The 20,979-nt window shown below is 61.0% G+C and carries 16 protein-coding genes; 2 read left to right on the top strand and 14 right to left on the bottom strand.

The window, feature by feature from the left end; genetic code table 11:
• Positions 1-57 precede the first annotated feature (57 nt).
• Positions 58-7,428: an amino acid adenylation domain-containing protein gene (locus ACJ8M3_RS18030; protein WP_442514715.1), complete on the top strand. Its 7,371-nt coding sequence runs from the start codon at positions 58-60 to the stop codon at positions 7,426-7,428.
• Positions 7,429-7,515: 87 nt separating this feature from the next.
• On the opposite strand, the gene ACJ8M3_RS18025 is transcribed toward ACJ8M3_RS18030, so the two are convergent.
• The 3 genes from ACJ8M3_RS18025 to lpxO all read right to left on the bottom strand — a co-directional run bounded on the left by ACJ8M3_RS18025 (position 7,516) and on the right by lpxO (position 10,454).
• Positions 7,516-8,211, bottom strand: coding sequence for a CTP synthase C-terminal region-related (seleno)protein (locus tag ACJ8M3_RS18025; protein ID WP_422067113.1), 696 nt, complete (start codon positions 8,209-8,211; stop codon positions 7,516-7,518).
• A gap of 116 nt (positions 8,212-8,327) precedes the next feature.
• Entirely contained in the window at positions 8,328-9,248 is a 921-nt protein-coding gene (lpxP, locus tag ACJ8M3_RS18020) for a kdo(2)-lipid IV(A) palmitoleoyltransferase (RefSeq protein WP_033644438.1), read from the bottom strand.
• Positions 9,249-9,548: 300 nt separating this feature from the next.
• On the bottom strand, positions 9,549-10,454 hold the full coding sequence (gene lpxO, locus ACJ8M3_RS18015; RefSeq protein WP_033651231.1) for a lipid A hydroxylase LpxO: 906 nt from the start codon (positions 10,452-10,454) through the stop codon (positions 9,549-9,551).
• 248 nt (positions 10,455-10,702) lie between these two features.
• Here lpxO and ACJ8M3_RS18010 point away from each other — a divergent pair, with 248 nt between their 5' ends.
• A complete protein-coding gene (locus ACJ8M3_RS18010) occupies positions 10,703-11,044 on the top strand; it encodes a hypothetical protein (RefSeq protein WP_016930249.1) in 342 nt (113 codons plus the stop codon).
• A 129-nt stretch (positions 11,045-11,173) separates the two neighbouring features.
• On the opposite strand, the gene fis is transcribed toward ACJ8M3_RS18010, so the two are convergent.
• The 11 genes from fis to acuI all read right to left on the bottom strand — a co-directional run bounded on the left by fis (position 11,174) and on the right by acuI (position 20,910).
• Complete coding sequence (fis, locus tag ACJ8M3_RS18005) at positions 11,174-11,470, bottom strand: DNA-binding transcriptional regulator Fis (protein WP_000462905.1); 297 nt, start codon at positions 11,468-11,470, stop codon at positions 11,174-11,176.
• The gene (gene dusB / locus ACJ8M3_RS18000; RefSeq protein ID WP_033644443.1) at positions 11,452-12,456 is read right to left on the bottom strand and encodes a tRNA dihydrouridine synthase DusB; all 1,005 of its coding nucleotides are present in this window, start codon (positions 12,454-12,456) and stop codon (positions 11,452-11,454) included. The genes fis and dusB overlap by 19 nt, the downstream gene beginning before the upstream one ends.
• A gap of 394 nt (positions 12,457-12,850) precedes the next feature.
• Positions 12,851-13,732: a 50S ribosomal protein L11 methyltransferase gene (prmA, locus tag ACJ8M3_RS17995; protein ID WP_033644444.1), complete on the bottom strand. Its 882-nt coding sequence runs from the start codon at positions 13,730-13,732 to the stop codon at positions 12,851-12,853.
• Between the two features lie 11 nt (positions 13,733-13,743).
• Positions 13,744-15,189 carry a sodium/pantothenate symporter gene (gene panF / locus ACJ8M3_RS17990; RefSeq protein WP_004936863.1) on the bottom strand — a complete coding sequence of 482 codons (1,446 nt, stop codon included), beginning with the start codon at positions 15,187-15,189 and terminating at the stop codon, positions 13,744-13,746.
• A complete protein-coding gene (locus ACJ8M3_RS17985; protein ID WP_033644445.1) occupies positions 15,179-15,421 on the bottom strand; it encodes a YhdT family protein in 243 nt (80 codons plus the stop codon). Before ACJ8M3_RS17985 ends, panF begins: the two co-directional genes overlap by 11 nt.
• Positions 15,422-15,572: 151 nt before the next feature.
• Positions 15,573-16,922: an acetyl-CoA carboxylase biotin carboxylase subunit gene (gene accC, locus ACJ8M3_RS17980; protein ID WP_033651233.1), complete on the bottom strand. Its 1,350-nt coding sequence runs from the start codon at positions 16,920-16,922 to the stop codon at positions 15,573-15,575.
• Between the two features lie 12 nt (positions 16,923-16,934).
• Positions 16,935-17,402, bottom strand: a complete 468-nt coding sequence (accB, locus tag ACJ8M3_RS17975) for an acetyl-CoA carboxylase biotin carboxyl carrier protein (protein ID WP_033636178.1) — start codon at positions 17,400-17,402, stop codon at positions 16,935-16,937.
• Positions 17,403-17,434: 32 nt separating this feature from the next.
• Positions 17,435-17,887 carry a type II 3-dehydroquinate dehydratase gene (gene aroQ, locus ACJ8M3_RS17970; protein ID WP_004936891.1) on the bottom strand — a complete coding sequence of 151 codons (453 nt, stop codon included), beginning with the start codon at positions 17,885-17,887 and terminating at the stop codon, positions 17,435-17,437.
• Positions 17,888-18,174: 287 nt separating this feature from the next.
• Complete coding sequence (gene msrQ / locus ACJ8M3_RS17965; RefSeq protein WP_089197499.1) at positions 18,175-18,774, bottom strand: protein-methionine-sulfoxide reductase heme-binding subunit MsrQ; 600 nt, start codon at positions 18,772-18,774, stop codon at positions 18,175-18,177.
• Positions 18,775-19,776 (bottom strand): protein-methionine-sulfoxide reductase catalytic subunit MsrP, encoded by a 1,002-nt coding sequence (msrP, locus tag ACJ8M3_RS17960; protein ID WP_033651234.1) that lies wholly within the window; start codon positions 19,774-19,776, stop codon positions 18,775-18,777.
• 156 nt (positions 19,777-19,932) lie between these two features.
• Positions 19,933-20,910 carry an acrylyl-CoA reductase (NADPH) gene (gene acuI, locus ACJ8M3_RS17955; RefSeq protein ID WP_033644448.1) on the bottom strand — a complete coding sequence of 326 codons (978 nt, stop codon included), beginning with the start codon at positions 20,908-20,910 and terminating at the stop codon, positions 19,933-19,935.
• Between the last annotated feature and the right edge of the window lie 69 nt (positions 20,911-20,979).

Genomic DNA, 20,979 nt, shown 5'->3' with positions numbered 1-20,979 from the left:
GCGCCGCAGGGTGAGCGCGAAACGCTGCTGGCGGAGATCTGGCGCGAGTTGCTGAACGTGGAGCGGGTTGGCCGCCACGATAACTTCTTCGAACTGGGCGGCCACTCGCTGCTGGCGGTACGTCTGACCAACCGTCTGCAACAGATGGAATGGCAGCTGCCGTTGCAGACCCTGTTCGCCAATCCGACGCTGCACGTAGTGGCGCAGGAACTGCAAAGGACGAGTGAAGCGCTGCCGCCGATCGAAGCTCTGCCGCGCGACGCCGCATTGCCGCTGTCGTTTGCTCAGCAGCGCTTGTGGTTCCTGACCCAGTTGGAGGGAATGAGTGAAACTTACCATATCCCGCTGGCGCTGAGCCTGCGCGGCGAGCTGGATCTGCCTGCCTGGCGGCAGAGTCTGGATGCGCTCTATGCCCGTCACGAAGCGTTGCGCAGCCGGTTTATCACCGTCGAGGGGCAGCCGCAGACGCACATTCTGCCGGCAGACGCGCTGCCGTTGACGGTTCACGATCTGCGTGGGCAGCAGGATGCCCAAAGCCGAGCGCGGCAACTGGCGCAGCACCTGGCGGAGGCGCCTTTCGAGCTGAGTTCCGGTCCGCTGGTGCGCGCCGCGCTGCTCCGCCTGGCGGATGAGGAGCATCTGTTCCTGCTCACCTGCCATCACATCGTCTCCGACGGCTGGTCGACCGGCATACTGCTGCGCGAATTGGGCGTGCTGTACGGCGCTTTCCGTCGCGGCGAGGCCGATCCGCTGCCGCCGCCGACCTTGCAATACCCGGATTACGCCGCCTGGCAGCGTCGCTACCTGACGCCGGAACGGCTGGCGGCGCAGGCGCAATACTGGCGTGAAACGCTGAGCGATGCGCCGGCGCTGCTGACGTTGCCGACCGACCGGCCGCGCCCGACGGTGCAGTCTTTCAGCGGCGCAGAAGTGCCGATCGCGATCGACGCCGAGTTGACGCAGGCGCTGCGTCAATTCAGCCGACAGCATGGCGGCACGCTGTTTATGACGGTGCTGGCGGCCTGGAGTCTGGTGCTGGCGCGCATGGCCGGACAGCAGGAGCTGGTGATCGGCACGCCGGAGGCCAACCGCAGCCGGCTGGAAACCGAATCGCTGGTCGGTTTCTTCGTCAGCACGCTGGCGCTGCGCATCGATCTTCGCGACGATCCGGATCTGCCGACGCTGCTCGAACGGATCCGCCACACAGTGCTGGCGGCGCAGGAAAACCGCGATCTGCCGTTCGAGCAGGTGGTGGAGCTGGTCAACCCGCCGCGCCATCTGGGCTATACCCCACTGTTCCAGGTGATGCTGGCCTGGCAGGACGGCTCGGTGCGCAATATTCCGCTGCCTGGACTGCAGGCCGAGAGCGCCGAGTTGGGCTATCGGATCGCCAAGTATGATTTGACGCTCGATCTGGCCGATACCGGCGAAGGCATCAGCGGCACGCTGAACTTCGCCACGGCGTTGTTCGATCGCGCCACCGCCGAGCGTTACGGCGCCTATCTGGTGCAGGTGCTGCGGGCGATGGCGACAAACGCTTCGCAGTCTGCTTCGCATATCGATCTGCTGCCGGCCGCTGAGCGCGAACTGCTGTTGTATGGCTGGAACCGAACCGCGGAAGCTTATCCGGCGCAGAACCCTGTTCACGCCCAGTTTGAACAGTGGGCGCGGCGTACGCCGGATGCCATCGCGTTGGTAAACGAGGCGGACAGCCTTAGCTACGCGCAATTGAACGCCCGCGCTAACCAACTGGCACACCAACTTATCGGACAGGGTGTACGCCCCGGCGACCGCGTGGCCACGTCGCTCGAACGCAGTTTCTCTCTGGTCATTGCCCAGTTGGCGATCCTCAAGGCGGGCGCCGCTTATGTGCCGCTCGATCCGCACCTGCCTGTTGCGCGGCAGGCGTGGATCATCGGCGACAGCGGAACGACGTTGATCCTGTGCGATCGCGATCTCGATCGCGAGATAGCCGGCGAGATCGAATGTCTGCGTATCGATCGTCTGCGGCAGGATCCGACCCACGATCCGGCGGTGGCTCGCGCCGGCGACGCACCGGCTTACATCATGTATACCTCGGGCTCGACCGGCACGCCTAAAGGCGTGATGGTGACGCATCAAGGCATCCTCCGACTGGCGATTAACAATCGGTTTGCGGCGTTCGAACGCGGCGATCGCTTTGCTTTCGCCGCTAATCCGGCATTCGACGCCAGCACGTTGGAAATGTGGGGCGCGTTGCTCAATGGCGCCAGTCTGGCGATCATTGCGCCGGAGGTATTGACGGATGCCGATGCGTTGGCGGCAGCGCTGGTGCGGCAAGAGATTAACGTCTTGTTCCTGACCACGTCGTTGTTTAACCAATATGTCCATAGCATCGCCGCGACGTTGGCGCAGTTGAAATATCTGATCAGCGGCGGTGAAGCTGCGGATCCGCACGCCTTTGCTCGTATGCTGAAAGAGGCGGGGCCGGTGCGTCTGGTCAATGCCTATGGGCCGACGGAAGGCACCGTTATCGCCACTGCGGCGATAGTTGAACAAGTAGGGCCATGGCAACGCCTGCCGATCGGCCGGCCGATCGGCAATACGCACATCTATCTGCTGGATGAGCATTTGCAGCCGGTGCCGCTCGGGGCCACCGGTGAGCTCTATATCGGCGGTGCCGGCGTGGCATTGGGTTATCTCAATCGCGCCGAACTGACGGCAGAACGGTTCCTGACGGATCCCTTCAATCCCGGAGACCGGATCTATCGTACCGGAGACCTGGCGCGCTACCTGCCGGACGGCAATATCGACTACCAAGGCCGTAACGATCGGCAGGTGAAAATCCGCGGCTTCCGCATCGAATGCGGTGAAATCGAGGCGCGAGTGGCTGGTCATCCGGCGGTGCGCGAAGCGGTGGTGGATGTCCTCGGCGAAGCGAACAATAAACGGCTGGTGGCGTGGGTGGTGCCGGAGGCTGAAGCGGACCGTCAGACGTTGGCGGTGACGCTGCGGCAGTATCTGGCGGGCATGTTGCCGGAGTTTATGCTGCCGACGGCCTGGGTTGCGCTGGATACGCTGCCGCTGACGCCGAACGGCAAGTTGGATCGGCGCGCGCTGCCTGAGCCGCAAGAGGACGCCTACGTGCGTGAGGTTTACGCCGAACCGGAAGGCGAGCTGGAAACGCTGCTGGCGGGGATCTGGCGCGAGTTGCTGGGCATTGAGCGTGTAGGACGTCACGATAACTTCTTCGAACTGGGTGGCCATTCGTTGCTGGCGGTCAAACTGATGGCGCAGCTGCGCCGTGTGGGGTTGAGCGCCGGGGTACAAACGCTGTTCACCGCGCCGACGCTGTCGACGTTGGCGCAGACATTGGTCACGCAGCAAGAGGTGAGCGTGCCGGCCAACGGTATCCAACCGGGTTGCGCTTCCATTACGCCGGAGATGTTGCCGCTGGCGGCGCTGAGCCAGCCGGAGATCGACGCGGTGGTGGCGCAGGTGCCGGGCGGTGTGGCCAACGTACAGGACATCTACGCTTTGTCGCCGCTGCAGGAGGGGATTTTGTTCCACCATCTGCTGGCGGAGCAGGGCGATCCGTACCAGCTGTCCGCGGTGCTGCGTTTCGACAGCCGTGCGCGTCTGGATGCCTGGCTGGCGGCGATGCAGCAGGTGATCGACCGCCATGACATTCTGCGCACCGCGTTCATCACCCAGGGCGTGTCTTCGCCGGTGCAGGTGGTGTGGCGCAAGGCCGAGTTGTCGCTGCAAGAACTGCGGCTCGATCCGGCGCAGGGCGATATCGGTTCGCGGCTGACGGCGTTGTTTGATCCGCGCCGCGTACGGCCAGATCTGACGCGCGCGCCGTTACTGAGCTTTGTCGCTGCACGGGAAGAGGAGGGCAGTTGGTGTGTGCTCCAGCAGTGGCATCACCTGATCGGCGACCACTCGACCCTGGCGGTGATGCAGGAGGAAATCAATCTGATCCTGGCCGGACGCGGAGACGAATTGGCCAAGGCGCCGCCGTTCCGCAACGCGGTGGCGCAGGCGCGGCTCGGCGTCAGCAACGCTGAACACGAGCAGTTCTTCCGCACTCTGCTGGCGGATATCGATGAACCGTCGCTGCCGTTCGGCCTGAGCGATGTGCATGGCGAAGGGCGAGATATCTCGACGGCGCACCTGGCATTGCCGCATGCGCTCAATCAGCAGCTGCGGCGGCAGGCGCGACGGATGGGCGTCAGCCTGGCCAGTCTGTGCCATCTGGCCTGGGCGCAGGTGCTGGCGCGCGCCACCGGCCGCGATGAGGTGGTGTTCGGCACCGTGTTGCTGGGCCGCATGCAGGCCGGAGACGGGGCGGAACGGGCGCTCGGACTGTTTATCAACACCTTGCCGCTGCGGCTGGATGTCAATGAGGTTGGCGCAGAATCGGCGGCGTTGCAGGCGCATATCCGGCTGAGCGGACTGCTGGCCCATGAGCATGCGCCGCTGGCCTTGGCGCAGCGCTGCAGCGGCGTCGCCGCGGGCACGCCGCTGTTCAGCGCCCTGCTGAACTATCGGCATAACAGCGGCGAGGAGACTGCCTTGCCGGCCGGCGTGACGCTGTTGGATAGCCAGGAACGCACCAACTATCCGTTCGTGTTGTCGGTCGAGGACGGCGGCGATTCGTTGGGCCTGACGGCGCAGGTCAGACAGCCGATTGAAGCGCTGCGCGTGTGCGGTTACATGGCGCAGGCGTTGAGCGCCTTGGCGCAGGCGCTGGAAGAGGCGCCGCAGACACCGATCTGCGAACTGGACGTGATGCCGGATGAGGAGTATGCGCTGCAGCTGTGCAGCTGGAATCATACGACGGAACCTTACCCGGCGGATACCTGCGTGCACGAACTGTTTGAACAACAGGCGCAGTTGACGCCACAGGCCGTCGCCGTGATCCAGGGGGCGCGGCAGCTCAGTTACGCGCAGTTGAATGCGCGCGCTAACCGGTTGGCGCACCGGCTGATTGAGCGCGGCGTACAACCGGGCGATCGGGTCGCGGTGCGGCTGACGCGCAGCATCGAACTGGTTTGCGCCCAACTGGCGATCGTCAAGGCCGGTGCGGCGTATGTGCCCCTCGATCCGCAACTGCCGACCGCGCGTCAGGCGTGGATCGTCAATGACAGCGGCGCGTGTCTGATGCTGGCAGAGACCGCCGGCAATGAGGGCATTCCGCAGCTGCCGGTCGAGGATTGCGAAGGCAATGACGGTAATCCGGCGTTGCGATTGTCGAGCGGCACGACGGCCTACATCATGTATACCTCCGGTTCGACCGGTACGCCGAAAGGGGTCATGACGCCGCACCAGGGCATTACTCGTTTGGTGCGCAACAATCGCTACGCCGCCTTTGACGCTGAAGACCGCGTTGCCTTTGCCGCCAACCCGGCGTTTGACGCCAGCACGATGGAGGTGTGGGCGGCCCTGCTGAACGGCGGTGCGCTGGTGGTGATAGCGCCGGAGGTAATGATGGAAGCCGAACGTCTGGCGGCCGAACTGCAGCGTCATCGCATCACCACGCTGTTCTTGACCACCGCGTTGTTCAATCAGTATGTGCACAGCATCAGCGGCGCGCTGGCGCAGCTGAAATATCTGATCAGCGGGGGGGAGAAAGAGGATCCGGGCGCTTATGCGCGGTTGCTGCAAGAACAAGGGCCGGTGCAACTGATCCATGCCTATGGGCCGACGGAAACCACGACCTTTGCGACCACGGCGCGTATCGAGCGGGCCGAAGGGGAGGCGCGTTTGCCGATTGGTAAACCGATCGGCAATACCCGCACGTACTTGTTGGACGCCCGTGGGCGCCCGGTGCCGATGGGGGCGATAGGAGAACTGCACATCGGCGGCGTGGGGGTGGCGTTGGGATACCTGAACCGGCCGGAACTGACGGCGCAGCGTTTCCTGAGCGATCCGTTCAACCCGGTCGGCGGCGGCCGCATGTATCGTACCGGCGATCTGGCGCGTTATCTGCCGGACGGCTGTCTTGAATACCAAGGGCGGTGCGACCAGCAGGTCAAGTTGCGCGGGTTCCGCATCGAACCGGGCGAGATCGAGGTGCAGCTGGCAGCGAGCCCGTGGGTGCGGGAAGCGGTGGTGCAGGTTTGTTCGACGGAGCACCACCCGCGTCTGGTCGCCTGGATCGTACCGGCGGCCGAGGGGGAACGCAGCGCGCTGCAAGGGCAGTTGCGGGCCTATTTGAGCGAACGGTTGCCGGAGTACATGGTGCCGTCGGCTTATGTCTGGCTGGATGCGCTGCCGTTGACCGCCAACGGTAAGTTGGATCGGCGCGCCTTGCCGGAGCCGGAGTGTGCGGCAGTCGGCGCTCGGGAGTATGCGGCGCCTCAGGGTGAGACCGAAACGACGCTGGCGCGGGCATGGTGCGAGCTGCTCGAGATTGGCCAGATAGGACGCCACGACAATTTCTTCGAGCTCGGCGGCCATTCACTGCTGGCGGTGCGTCTCTCCAGCCAACTGCGTCAGCAAGGCATCACCTTGCCGGTACAGGCGATCTTCAACCATCCGATCTTGGCCGAATTGGCCGAACGGATCGATCGTCGCACCGCCGAGGCTCCGCTGTGCAAAGCGGTGCCGGCTCGCAGCAGCGGCAGCCGACCGCCGCTGTTCTTCGTCCCGACCGGCTTTGGCGATCACTCTTATGTATTTGAATTGGCCAAGGAGATCGATGAAAGCTTCCCGGTCTACGCTGTGCCGTGGCCGGCGGTGGAGGAGAAGCCGGCGACCATGAGCGACATGGCCGCCAGCGCCGTGGCGTTGATTCGCGAAGTGCAGCCGCAGGGGCCCTACCATCTGGCGGGGTACTCTTCCGGCGGGGTGTTGGCCTATGCCATCGCCGAGCAACTGCAATCGAGCGGGGAAGCGGTCGCTTTCCTGGGGCTGATTGACACGTTGCGGCCGGTGGAGGCGATGCACAGCCCGGTCCAGCTGTTGCTGAACTGGGTGGAATCCACGCAGGAGAGGCCGGATCCGCAGTTCTGTCAGCAGTTGGCCGAGCTGCCGTTACCGGAGGCGATAGCGGCCGTGCAACGCGCTGGGATCAAGACTCAGCGTGCGGAAGTGGCCGACGAGGCGGCTCTCTGGCAACAGCGACACCATTACGCCAAGCTGGTGGAAGCGACTCAGGTGCAGCCTGCATCGCTCAAGATCCATCTGTTCAAGGCGAAGCAGGAGCAGGTTTCCGCCAATTCGCAGAACGAGCAGTTCCAGGCGTACTGGCAGAAGATCAAGCAGGCGGGATATTGCCGCGAAGACGCTTCCGCGCTGGGATGGGATAGGCTGTTGCCGCCGGCGACCGTCCGCGTCAGCCAGGTCAACGGCGACCATGTGTCGATGATGGAGCATCCGGTTCACCGGCGTGAGCTGGGCCAGCACTTCAATCTGGCGTTGCGCGATCTCGGACAGGCGTAAGTCGGCGGGATAGACGATCAGAAAGCCCTCGCAAGAGGGCTTTTTTTATCCGGTGACAACGCCCCGATGGCGCCGATGAACCTTTGTTTACCCGTTGGCGGCTTTGACGAGTTCCACCACCAACGGTGAAAGCTCGCCGCGCAGCGCGGCGCGTTCCGACTGGAACAGCGTGGCGGCGTAAAAACGCCGGCCCGGCAGTTCGATGGCGCGTACGTCGCCTTCGGTGTCGTGGCCGCTGATGATCAGCGGGAAACGCTGCAGATCGGCGACGAAGTCCGGATTCACGCCGAAGTTGCAGTGGTAGCCTTCATGGGCGTTCAGGCTGCCGTAGGCCTGCGCGACGCGGGTGTCAGGCTGAAAAACGATGTCGCCGGTTTTTTCCACCAGCGAGCAACTCAATGGGGCGATCACCAGCCGGCCACCGCTGTCGGTTTCCGCATGACCGGCGTCGTGCCAGCCCATCACATTGCGGGCGTATTCGACGATGGCGTATTGAAAACCGCCGCAGGAGCCGAGGAACGGCACGTCGTTTTCCCGCGCATGACGGATCGCCATAAAGGCGCCGTCGTCGTGACGATACGGGCTGCCCGGCACCACCCAGATGGCGTCGAAATCTTGCAGCGCGTCGGGGGAGGTCAGGGTTTCGGTCGGGAGCCACTGGGGCTGAACGTCGATGTCGAGGTGGGCGGCGGTGAGCTGGAGCGCCACGGGGATGGCCTGGTGGGCCACGGCTTGCGGGTTGTAATCACCGACCAGAGCAATGCGGACTTGAGCTTTCATCATTTCCTTTCCTGTGCGGGTAAAAAAGGAGATTACAGGAAAGCGGGAGCCCGAGCCGCAGATTTTTTAAACGCGGCGCACAAAAAAGCCCGGCGTTGGCCGGGCTGGAAATAAGGGGGTCAGTACAGCGAGGGCGCGCCAGCCGGTCGGGTTTTGAAACGGCGGTGCAGCCACATGTATTGCTCCGGCGCCCGCATGATCTCTTTCTCGATCACTTTGTTCATGTAAGCCGCCGCCGCCTGTTCGTCGCTGAGCGGATAGTCTTCCAGAGCCGGTTGGATCAGCAGGTCGTAGCCGCGGCCGCCTTCGCGGCGGATCAGCACCACCGGCACCAGCGCCGGGTTGGCCATGCGTGCCAGCATGAAGGTGCCGCTGGTGGTGGCGGCCTTATCGACGGCGAACAGCGGCGCGAATACGCTGCCGCGCGGGCCGTAGTCCTGATCCGGCGCGAACCACACCGCCTCGCCGCGCTTGAGCGCATGCACCATGCCGCGCAAATCCTTGCGATCGATCATCGCCTTGTTGGAACGCATGCGGCCTTTGGTCTGCGCCCATTCCATCGCCTTGTTGTTATGCGGACGGTACATCGCCATCATCGGCTGACACAGGCCCATCGCCCGGCCGCCCAGCTCCAGCGACATAAAATGCACGCCGATCACCAGCACGCCGCGCTCGTCGCGCTGCGCCATTTTGAGGTGGTTGATGCCGGAGACGTTGAACCAGCGCTTGACGCGTTTATCTGACCAGAACCAGGCCATGCCGGTTTCCAGCAGGCCCATGCCGAGGGATTCGAAATTGCCCACCACTTTGCGCTCGCGCTGCGCTTCGTCCATCTCGGGGAAGCACAGCTCGAGGTTGCGACGGGTGATGGTGACGCGGCGCTTGAGAAAACGCATCGAGGTGCGTCCCATCCACACCCCCAGACGGTAGAGCAGCGGATAGGGGAGCTGTACCAGCAGGAACAGCAGAGCGAGGCCGAACCAGGTTAGCCAGTAGCGCGGGTGCAGCAAGGCCAGTTGAAATGCTTTGGCTGATTTCATAGAAACTCGTTTTATACGTTAAAAGGGGCAGCAAGCTGTAACGCATAAAGGTTCCACTCGATAGCGATACGACTACTCAGACACCCGGGTACGGCCAGGGTTTAGTCGGAATTCCATAATTGACTAAACATTTACATTCGAAGGGCGGTTTGCGCTGCTATCAGGCTTCGGAGGGATAGCTGTTGGCCAGCGGAGGCGGCTCTAGGAATGCTTATGCTAACACAGGGTACGGGGTGTGGCGGAAGAGGGGCATGCGAATATTCTCATTCGCGTTGCCCCTGAGTTGAGGATTGGCGCGTTTTACAGGCTGGGAATGATAATCGCGGCGAAGATCGCGGCGATCACCAGCCATTTCAGCAGGTAGTAACCGCGGCGGTTGCGCGCTTTCAGGCGTTGGCCGGCATCGCGCACCGCGTTGACGTATTTGAAGATGCGGTTGATGCCGCCGGTGCGGTCCTGATCGTCGTTCGGCGAACTGGCCGCCGACATCAGCGTAGCGCCGACCCAGTGGTTGACCGCCTGCGCCCAGCGCCATTTCATTGGCCGCTCGACGTCGCAAAACAGAATGATGCGCGTCTGATCGGTGGCGTTCTGCGCCCAGTGCACGTAGGTCTCGTCGAAGATCACCGCCTCGCCGTCGCGCCAGCTGTGCTGCTCGCCGTCTACTTCGATGAAGCAGCGATCGTCGTTGGGCGTCATCAGCCCCAGGTGATAGCGCACCGAGCCGGCGTAAGGATCGCGGTGTTTACCTAGGTGGCTGCCGGGCGGCAGCTCGGCGAACATCGCCGCCTTGACCGACGGGATGCGGTTGAGCAGCTCGACGGTTTTTGGACACAGCGTCTGCGCCGAAGGATGACTGTCGCTGTACCATTTCAGATAGAAACGTTTCCAGCCGCGTTTGAAGAAGGTGTTGAAGCCGGCATCGTTGTGCGACTGCGCCTTTTTGATGTGATCCTGCAGGCGCACCGCTTCTTCGCGGATCGTCTGCCAGTTGTCGGTCAGCGTCTGCAGCTCCGGGAAGCCTTTTTCGTCGAAATAGGGCTGTTTGGCGGGCAAACGGGAGAAACCGGTCATAAACATGTTGATCGGCCCCATAAACGTGGAGTGATCGAACAGCTGACGGGTAAGCTTTTGTTTCTCTTTGCCGCGGGAGTGTGCGTAGAGGAAGCTGATGATAAAAATGCCGATAATGATCGCGGCAACCATAGAATCCATCCCTGTTAGTGTTTGTTAAAAATTCGTACAAATTATAGTTTTGTGACAGGAAAAATTTAACTTTTTCGTGCGCTTTCCCCGCTCATGCTGCTTAGTGGCATAAAAAATCAATAAAACTGTTTGTAATAAAATTTTATATCGATTTTTTTGGTTTTAGTCCTATTCTTAAATCGTTCAAGGGGCGTTTCATGCCATCTTGTTTCATGACGAATGGCACGTATCTGAGAAAAGAGGGACTTATGAAGAAATCAATCATTGCCTTGTCTGCACTGCTGCTCGCTTCCCCGGTGTTCGCTGCTGAAACCGCGACCGACACCGCCGCTCACGCCAGCAACGAGGTTGTCGCTGAGGCGCATAAAGGGGCGGATACCGCCAAAGAAAAGCTGCACCAGTCTCAGGACAAGGGTGAAGAGCTGAAGCTGAAAGCCAAGCACGCCGCCGAAGGCAAGAGCGATAGCGTTGGCAGTAAAGTGAGCGAAGGCTCGCAAAAAGCCTGGCACTCCACCAAACAGGGTACGGAGAAGGCTTGGGACAAGACCAAGCAAGGGGCGGAAAGCCTCAAAAACAAAGCGACCGAGTAAGGTCTCCGCTTTTTACCCCAAGGGCCGCGTTGCGGCCTTTTTTATTGCCTGCAAACCGAGTGTGCCCCAAAGAAAAAGGCGCTTATCAAATGAGATAAAGCGCCTTTTCAACACGTTAACTGACTAGTATCAGTTCATGCCGTATTTTTTCAGCTTCTTACGCAGCGTGCCGCGGTTGATGCCCATCATCAGGGCTGCGCGGGTTTGGTTGCCACGGGTGTATTGCATCACCATGTCCAACAGTGGCTGTTCAACTTCAGCCAGTACCAGCTCATACAGGTCATTTACGTCTTGACCGTTCAGTTGAGCAAAATAGTTCTTCAGTGCTTGTTTAACCGAGTCACGCAGAGGCTTTTGAGTCACCTGATCTTGTGAGTTAACGGTAGAAACGGTCAGTACGTCAGAATTTACGCGTTGTTCGAACATAGTTCTGTCAGCTCTTTTTTTACGCTAAGATTTTCGAAATATGCCTCCAACGCCTCCAGCTGTTCGCTGGCATCCTCTATGGCGTTGAATGTGCGCCGAAACTGGTCATTCGGAGCGTGTTCCTGGAGATACCAGGACACGTGCTTACGAGCAATCCGGAATCCCTTGCCTTGGCCATAGAAGCCGTGCAATTCCCGAATGTGCCCAATCAACAAGCGCTTCACCTCGCCAAGCGGCATCGGCGGCAGCAACTCCCCAGTGTCCAGATAATGCTGGATTTCCCGGAAGATCCAGGGTCTCCCCTGAGCAGCGCGGCCTATCATCAGGGCATCGGCCCCGGTGTAGTCGAGCACTGCTCTGGCTTTATGCGGGTCAGTAATATCCCCATTCGCGATAATCGGAATGGAAACACTCTGCTTAACTGCCCGAATGCTGTCGTATTCCGCGTTGCCGTTAAACAGACAGGCGCGGGTTCGGCCGTGAATCGTCAGGGCCTGAATACCACAGTCTTCGGCCAGTTGGGCAATCTCTACACAGTTACGGTGCTCTGGCGCCCAGCCGGTGCGAATCTTCAGCGTTACCGGCACATCCACCGCGTCGACCACCGCGTGGAGGATCCGTTTAACCAGATCCGGGTACTGCAACAAAGCGGACCCGGCAAGCTTCCGGTTCACTTTTTTGGCCGGGCATCCCATGTTGATGTCGATGATCTGCGCGCCGCTGGCCACGTTGATACGCGCGGCGGCGGCCATATCATCAGGATCGCATCCGGCAATTTGCACGGAGCGGATCCCAGGTTCATCGCTATGCACCATACGCAGACGCGACTTATCCGTCCGCCACACCTCCGGGTTGGAGGAGAGCATTTCGGATACAGCCATCCCAGCACCCATTGCATGACAGAGGGTTCTGAACGGGCGATCTGTAATACCGGCCATCGGGGCCGCAATCAGGCAATTAGTAAGCTGGTGGTGTCCAATGCGCATAGACAAAGAGTGACCATACTGTGTCCGCAAGGGCGCGTATATTACGCATTTTTGCGTCGAGATGAAAGGCCAAACTTTAACCAATTGGCCCGATATTAGGACGGAAAATACGCTACGCGGCGATTCATAAAAATATTATATATATTTTACAATAAGTTGACGAAAAGTGCTTATTTTGTGTGCGGCAAAATATTCGCCTTTGCGCAGGATATTATCTGCATTCGCCCGCTATTTTTGCCGGGATAGCCTGCCTGGAAGGCGCATTCTCAGGGCGATCCGTCGTTGAGCGGCGAAAAATTGCATAAAATTTTGTGCCGCCCGAGGGCCGATCGCCGGACAAAAAAAATCCACCGGCGCAGGGCCGGTGGACGAGAGGGGCACTATACCGTGACGCTTACTTGCGGCGGCCGGTAATGCGGCACCACTCTTCGCGCTCGGCGACCGGATCGAGCGTGAACTTCTCTGCGTAGGCTTCCGCTACGCTGCTCGCCTGGCTGGCCAGCACGCCGGACAGCCCCAGATGGCCACCGGCCTTCGGCAGACAGCCGATCAGCGGCGCCAGCTCGCGCAGCGGGCCGGCGAGGATGTTGGCGACCACCACGTCCGCCAGCAGGTCGGCAGGCTGGTCTTTCGGCAGATACAGCTCCAGACGCTCTGAAACGCCGTTACGCTGCGCGTTGTCGCGGCTGGCCTGAATGGCCTGGGGATCGATGTCGATGCCGATAGCGCGCGCCGCACCCAGCTTCAGCGCGGCGATCGCCAGGATGCCGGAGCCGCAACCGAAGTCGATAACGGTTTTGCCGGCCAGATCGAGGCCGTCCAGCCACTGCAGGCACAGCGCGGTGGTCGGGTGGGTGCCGGTGCCGAACGCCAGGCCCGGATCGAGCATCACGTTGACCGCGTCGGGATCGGGCACGTCACGCCAGCTCGGGCAGATCCACAAGCGCTCGCCGAAGCGCATCGGATGGAAGTTGTCCATCCACTCGCGCTCCCAGTCCTTGTCTTCCAGCTGTTCTATCTTGTGGCGGAAACCGGCGCCCAGCAGCGGGTGCTGTTCCAGCATCGCCACCACCTCGGCCATATCGGTTTCGGCGTCGTACAGGCCGATCACATCGGTATCGCCCCACAGCAGGGTTTCACCCGGCAAGGGTTCGAACACCGGGTTGTCGTGGGTGTCCTGGAAGGTCACCGACACGGCGCCGCTTTCCACCAGCGCGTCGCTCAGGTCTTCCGCCTGGCTGCCGGTGGTGTTCAGTTTGAGTTGGATCCAAGGCATAGCAATTCTCTTCAAGAGGGTAATGATGACGCCGCCCGGCGCTTTTCGCCGACGACGTTACCGAGATAAAACGCCAACAGGCTGAGCAACAGCGAAGGCACGATAGGGTGCAGCCCCGCCGGTTGCAGGTTGAAGCTGGCCAATAGCGTATAGCATACCGCACCCGACACCATTGAGCTAAGCGCTCCCTGTGCATTGGCGCGTTCCCAATACAGGCCCAGCACCAGCGGCCACAGGAAGACCGCCTCCAGCCCGCCGAAAGCCAGCAGGTTGAGCCAGATGATCATCTCAGGCGGCCGCCAGGCCGCCAGCAGCACCAGCAGACCGAGGATCAGCGTGGTCAGGCTGGAGAAGCGCTTGATCAATCGCTCGTTGTGGATCTGCTGCGGCCGCACGCCCAGGTAGAGATCCTTGATGATGGTGGCGGAGGATTGCAGCAGTTGGGCGTTGATGGTCGACATGATCGCCGCCATCGGCGCCGCCAAAAAGATCCCGGCGGCGTACGGCGGCAGCACGGTGATCATCAGCGTTGGGATCACCTGATCGGGGATCTTGAGATCGGGCAATACCGCGCGGCCGAGCGCGCCGGCCAGGTGCATGCCGAACATCAGCACCGCCACCACTACGGTGCCGAGCAGAATGCCGCGATGCACCGCCTTGCTGTCCTTGTAGGAGATGCAGCGCACGGCGGTGTGGGGCAGGCCGATCACCCCAAAGCACACCAGGATCCAGAATGACGCCATAAACGGCAGGCTGAGGATCTGATCGCCGCCCTGCGGCGACACCAGCGCCGGATCGATCTGCTGCAGTTTGCTTACTGCGCTGTCCAGTCCGCCGGCGGCATGGATCACTGCCACCAGCAGCAGCACGGTGCCAAGCAGCATCACCAGCCCCTGCATGGCGTCGTTCAACACGCTGGCGCGGAAGCCGCCGAAGGCAGTGTACAGCGCGATGCTGATGCCGAAGATCAGCAGGCCGGTGTCATAAGGAATGCCGGCGGCGGTCTCCAACAGGCGGGCGCCGCCGATGAACTGCACCGTCATGGCGCCGAGGAACGCCACCAGCAGGCTGAGGCTGGCCAGCCACACCAACAGGCGGCTTTGGTAGCGGCCATACAGCATGTCATTGAGGGTAATGGCGTTGTAGCGCCGCGCCAGGATGGCGAATTTCTTGCCCAGCACGCCGAGCGACAGCCACACCGCCGGCAGTTGGATCATCGCCAGCAGTACCCAGCCCAGGCCGTATTTGTAGGCGGCGCCGGGCCCGCCGATAAACGAACTGGCGCTGATGTAGGTGGCGGTCAGGGTCATCGCCAGCACAAAGCCGCCCATCGAGCGGTTGCCGAGGAAGTATTCGCTGAGGAAATTTCCGTTCTGACGGCGGCGATAGGCATACACCGACAGGCCGAACACCAGCAACAGGTAGGCGACCAGCGGCAGGATCACTTCAGTTTGCATCGCTGTCCTCCAGCGAAATGTCGCGGAACACCGTGCGCACCATCAGCCAGCACAGGCCGATGAACAGCAGCGGCACCAGAAGACAGGCCATTTCGAACCAGTGCGGCAGGCCGGTGACGCCGATGGCGCTGTCCGGCAGGTAGGCCGCCAACCCCCAGGCCAGCAGGTAGAGCAGCGTCAGCCCCAGCGCCCAGCGCGCTTCGCGGTGCGCCTGAATAAAGCGTTTGTCCATCCGTGTCTCCCATAGGTTTACGGTGATGGATTCATCAAAGGTAGGGAATTTTACGGCATGACGGCGTTTTGCCAAGCCGTTACTGGCGTCAGCGCCAAAGAAAAAGGCCGGTGATTAACCGGCCTTTCGTCAGACGATGCTGCGTGCCTGCTTAGGTTTCCTGCAGACCCAGCTTCTTCTCCAGATAGTGGATGTTGGTGCCACCGTGCTGGAAGTTTTCGTCGTTCATGATCTTCTGCTGCAGCTCAACGTTGGTTTTGATGCCGTCGATGATCAGTTCAGCCAGGGCGTTTTTCATGCGGGCAATCGCCACGTCACGGTTTTCGCCGTAGGTGATCAGTTTGCCGATCATGGAGTCATAGTACGGCGGTACGGTATAACCGGCGTAGATATGAGATTCCCAACGCACGCCGAAACCGCCTGGCGCGTGGAAGCGGGTGATCTTGCCCGGGCTCGGCAGGAAGGTGTTCGGATCTTCGGCGTTGATACGGCATTCTACCGCATGGCCGTGGATCTTCACTTCTTCCTGTTTGATCGACAGCGGCTGACCGGCAGCGATGCGCAGCTGCTCTTTGATCAGATCCACGCCGGTGATCATTTCGGTAACCGGGTGCTCTACCTGAATACGGGTGTTCATTTCGATGAAATAGAACTCGCCGTTTTCATACAGGAACTCGAAGGTGCCCGCACCGCGATAGCCGATTTCCACACAGGCTTTCGAGCAGCGCTCGCCGATATAGCGGCGCATTTCGCTGGTGATGCCCGGCGCCGGCGCTTCTTCGACCACTTTCTGGTGGCGACGCTGCATGGAGCAGTCGCGCTCGGCCAGATAGATGGCGTTGCCCTGGCCGTCGGCCAATACCTGAATCTCGATGTGACGCGGATTCTCCAGGTATTTTTCCATGTACACCATGTCGTTGTTGAAAGCCGCTTTGGCTTCCGCTTTCGTCATGTTGATGGACTGCTCCAGGTCTTTGTCGCTGCGCACGACGCGCATGCCGCGGCCGCCGCCGCCGCCGGAGGCCTTGATGATCACCGGATAACCGATGCGCTTGGCGAAGGCACGGTTTTTATCCATGTCATCGGTCAGCGGGCCGTCGGAGCCCGGTACGCAGGGCACGCCGGCTTTTTTCATGGCGTTGATCGCGGAAACCTTGTCGCCCATCAGGCGGATGGTTTCGGCTTTCGGGCCGATAAAGATGAAACCGGAGCGTTCAACCTGCTCGGCGAAGTCGGCGTTCTCGGACAGGAAGCCGTAGCCCGGGTGGATCGCCACTGCGCCGGTGATTTCCGCCGCCGAGATGATGGCCGGGATGTTCAGATAGCTTTTTACCGATGGCGCAGGACCGATGCAGACGGTCTCGTCGGCCAGCAGAACGTGTTTCAGATCGCGGTCGGCCGCGGAGTGAACCGCAACGGTCTTGATGCCCAGTTCTTTACAGGCACGCAGGATGCGAAGCGCGATCTCGCCGCGGTTGGCGATAACAATTTTATCAAGCATGGGGGCGCCTCGTTATTCGATGACGACCAGCGGCTCGTCATATTCGACCGGCTGGCCGTTTTCCACCAGGATGGCTTTCACGACGCCGGACTTGTCCGCTTCGATCTGGTTCATCATTTTCATGGCTTCAACGATGCACAGGGTATCGCCGGCGTTCACTTTCTGGCCCACTTCCACGAAGGCTTTCGCGTCCGGGCTTGGGGTGCGGTAGAAGGTGCCTACCATTGGGGAACGAACGACGTGGCCACTCACGGCCGCCGGTGCTGCAGGGGTTTCTGCCGCAGGCGCGGTGGCAACGGCGTTAGCCAGGGCTGGCTGCTGCTGTGCCGGCATCGCGTAGGCCTGCTGCATGACGGGATAAGCCTGCGCCGGTGCGGCACGGCTGATGCGAACCGATTCTTCGCCTTCAGAGATTTCCAGTTCAGAAATGCCTGATTCTTCAACCAGTTCGATCAGTTTCTTGATTTTACGAATATCCATGAGTGTGATTCCGTACTCTTTTTGTGGAGCAATTAGTGGGTTTTCGACAGACGGTTAACCGCTGCCTGTAAAGCGAAAGCGTAGCCATCCGCGCCGAGGCCGCAAATCACGCCTACCGCTACGTCTGAGAGATAAGAGTGATGGCGGAAAGGTTCGCGGGCGTGCACGTTGGACAGGTGGATCTCGATGAACGGGATCTGCACCGCCAGCAACGCATCGCGCAGCGCCACGCTGGTATGCGTGAACGCCGCCGGATTTATCAGAATGAAATCGGTATTGCCGCGCGCCTGATGGATGCGATCGATCAGCTGATGCTCGGCGTTGGACTGCAGATGGCTCAGGGTAATATCCAATGCGGATGCCTGGTTTTCCAATCCGTTAACAATCTCTGTCAGCGTCGTGCTGCCGTACTTCTCCGGCTCACGCGTCCCCAGCAGATTGAGATTGGGGCCGTTCAGAAGCAAAATGTGAAACTTATCCGCCATTGTGCTGGTATCTCCGGCAATAAAACCATCATCGTAGAAAATAACCCGATGTTACCGATTTGTCACCTGTTAAGGGGCAAATTCACCCTGAGAACAGAAACAAGGTCGGGCATTATAACGATATCGTAGCAATTCGCAGCTAAATACTGGTCTTATCAGCGAAGATATTCAACCCCAAATCGACGAACTCGGGGAGCCGTGACAGGAATATGAGCGCTGGAACACAAAAAAAGTTCCCGCCGGCGGCGCGCGTTTTTCAGCGGCAATCCCACGCGCCGCCGCGCGATTCAGCGCCACCAGGCGCGGAATTTCTTGTAACGCAGGCCCAACAGCGCCACCGCCAACAGCGCGTAAATGAACGGCTGGGGGGAAAACGTTTTGACCGACCACAGATAGTGGATGGGCGCGAGGATCGCCGCCAGATAGACGAAGTTGTGCAACGTTTGCCATTTGGCGCCCAGTTTGCGCATCGCCCACAGTGTCGAGGTGGCCGCCAGCGCCAGCAGGATCAACCAGGTGAGGATGCCGAGCGTCAGATACGGGCGGTTCACCAGCTCGCTGCCCAGCAGGCCGAGATTGCTCAGCCCCAGTTCCAGCGTAGAGTAGCTTATCAGGTGCAACGTGCCCCAGGCAAAGCACCACAGCCCGACCAGGCGGCGGCAGCGGATCAGCAGCGGCTGCCGGGCGTAGCGCGCCAGCGGGGCGATAGCCAGCGTGGCCAGCAGCAGTTTCAGCGTCATTCTGCCGGTAAAATGCTGAATGTCCTTGGACGGATCGGCGCTGAACCAGCCCTGATCCACCGCCAACACCAGCCAGAGAAAGGGCAAAAACGCCACCAGATGCAGGGCGGCTTTCAGCCATTTGATATGAACAGGCGTCAGGCGCACTTAGAAATTCTCCCGCAGGTCCATGCCGTGATACAGCGACGCCACCTGATCGGCATAGCCGTTAAACAGCAGAGTCGGTTGGCGTTTGACGTCGAGTATGCCGCCGGCGCCGATGAAACGCTCGGTGGCCTGCGACCAGCGCGGATGATCGACGTGCGGATTCACGTTGGCGTAAAAACCGTACTCGTTCGGCGCAGATTGGTTCCAGGTGGTCGGCGGCTGATCGCGCACCAAACGGATATGCACGATCGACTTGATGCCTTTGAAGCCGTATTTCCACGGCGTAATCAACCGCAGCGGCGCGCCGTTTTGCGGCGGCAGGGTTTTGCCGTACACGCCGACGGTCAGCAGCGCCAGCGGATGCATCGCCTCGTCCAGCCGCAGCCCTTCGACGTAGGGATATTTCAGGCCGCCGCCGATAAAGCGATCTTTCTGGCCGGGCATCTGTTCCGGATCGTACAGCGTCTGGAAGGCCACGTAGCGCGCGTTGCCGTTCGGCTCGGCCAGCTTGAGAAGCTTGCCCAGCTCGAAACCGATCCACGGCACCACCATCGACCAGGCCTCGACGCAGCGCATGCGATAAATGCGCTGCTCCAGCGGGAAACGCTTCATCAGATCGTCGATATCCAGCGTTATCGGCTTCGCCACTTCGCCGTCGATGCGCACTTTCCAGCCTTCGGTCTTCAGCCCGCCGGCGTTGGCGGCCGGATCGGCCTTGTCGAGGCCGAACTCATAGAAGTTGTTGTAGCCGGTGACCTTGTCTTCCGGCGTCATCGCCAGCTGCGCCTGCCAGGCGGCCGGTTTGCTGAATTCCAGCGCTTTGCCCGGCGGCGCTTTGGGACGATCGTTGCCTTTGAACCACGACAGCAGGTCCGCCTGTGCGCCGGTAGGCAGCGCCAGCGTGGCGGCGGTGATGCCGAGCGCCTGCAGCACTTTGCGCCGCTGATGGAATACGCTCTCCGGCGTGACGTCGGCCTCGGTCAATTTGGGGTGTTTGTTCATGCTTATGTTCTCCGCGACTGATGCCCGCCGCCCGCAAGCGGTTAACGGGGCTCCATGAAATAAGCATGGCGCTAAAGCCGGCCGGAAGCGAGGGGACACGGGAAAATATGAAATTTCGCAGACGCCGGTGAGCCCCCCGTCGCCGGGGGGAGTCCGTCAGCGGATTTTCACCAGAGTGCGGCCGGTGATTTGGTTGTTCAGCAGCGCGGCGGCGGTGGCCGGCGCCTGTTCGAGGGTGATTTCGTGCGTGGCTTGCTGATAGAAACTGTCCGGCAGAATGCCGGCCAGCCGTTCCCAGGCGGTTTGGCGGCGATGCAGCGGCGTATGCACCGAATCCACCCCTTGCAGGCGCACATTACGCAGAATGAACGGCATCACGGTGGTCGGCAACTGATAGCCGCCGGCCAGGCCGCAGGCGGCGACGGTGCCGTTATAGTTCATCTGCGCCAGCACCCGGGCCAGCAGTTTGTCGCCGACGGTGTCCACCGCGCCGGCCCACAGCTGTTTCTCCAGCGGACGCGGCGTGTCGATATAGCCATCGCGCGACATCACCTCTTTGGCGCCGAGCGCTTTCAGGTAGTCGGTATTGCTGTCGCGGCCGCTGATGGCGGTCACCCGGTACCCCAGCGCCGCCAGCAGGGCGATGGCGGTGCTGCCCACGCCGCCGCTGGCGCCGGTAACCAGGATATCGCCGTCGTCCGGGTGTACCCCGCCTTCCTCCAGCGCCATCACGCACAGCATGGCGGTAAAGCCGGCGGTGCCGATGATCATCGCCTTGCGCTCATCCAGGCCGTTCGGCAGCGGCACCAGCCACTCGCCGGAGACGCGAGCCTGCTCGGCCAGGCCCCCCCAGTGGTGTTCACCCACGCCCCAACCGGTGAGCACCACGCTTTGCCCCTCTTTAAAGCGAGCGTCACCGCTGTGGCGCACGGTGCCGGCGAAGTCGATGCCCGGCACCATCGGGAAATGACGCACGATCTTGCCTTTCCCGGTGATCGCCAGCGCATCCTTGTAGTTCAGGCTGGACCAGTTGATGTCGACGGTAACATCGCCTTCCGGCAACCGATCGCTGCCGATATCTTTGATATGAGCCAGAGTTTGGTCGTCTTGTTGTTCCAATAACAGTGCACGCATGTCACTCTTCCTCTCGTTTACACTTTTCTATCAATGGCTGAATCACATTTATTTGACTATATGCATAAT

It is taken from the genome of Serratia sp. CY55921, assembly GCF_052167655.1.
GTDB classification, from domain to species: Bacteria; Pseudomonadota; Gammaproteobacteria; order Enterobacterales; family Enterobacteriaceae; genus Serratia; species Serratia ureilytica.
This window is presented reverse-complemented; position numbering and strand designations above follow the sequence as displayed.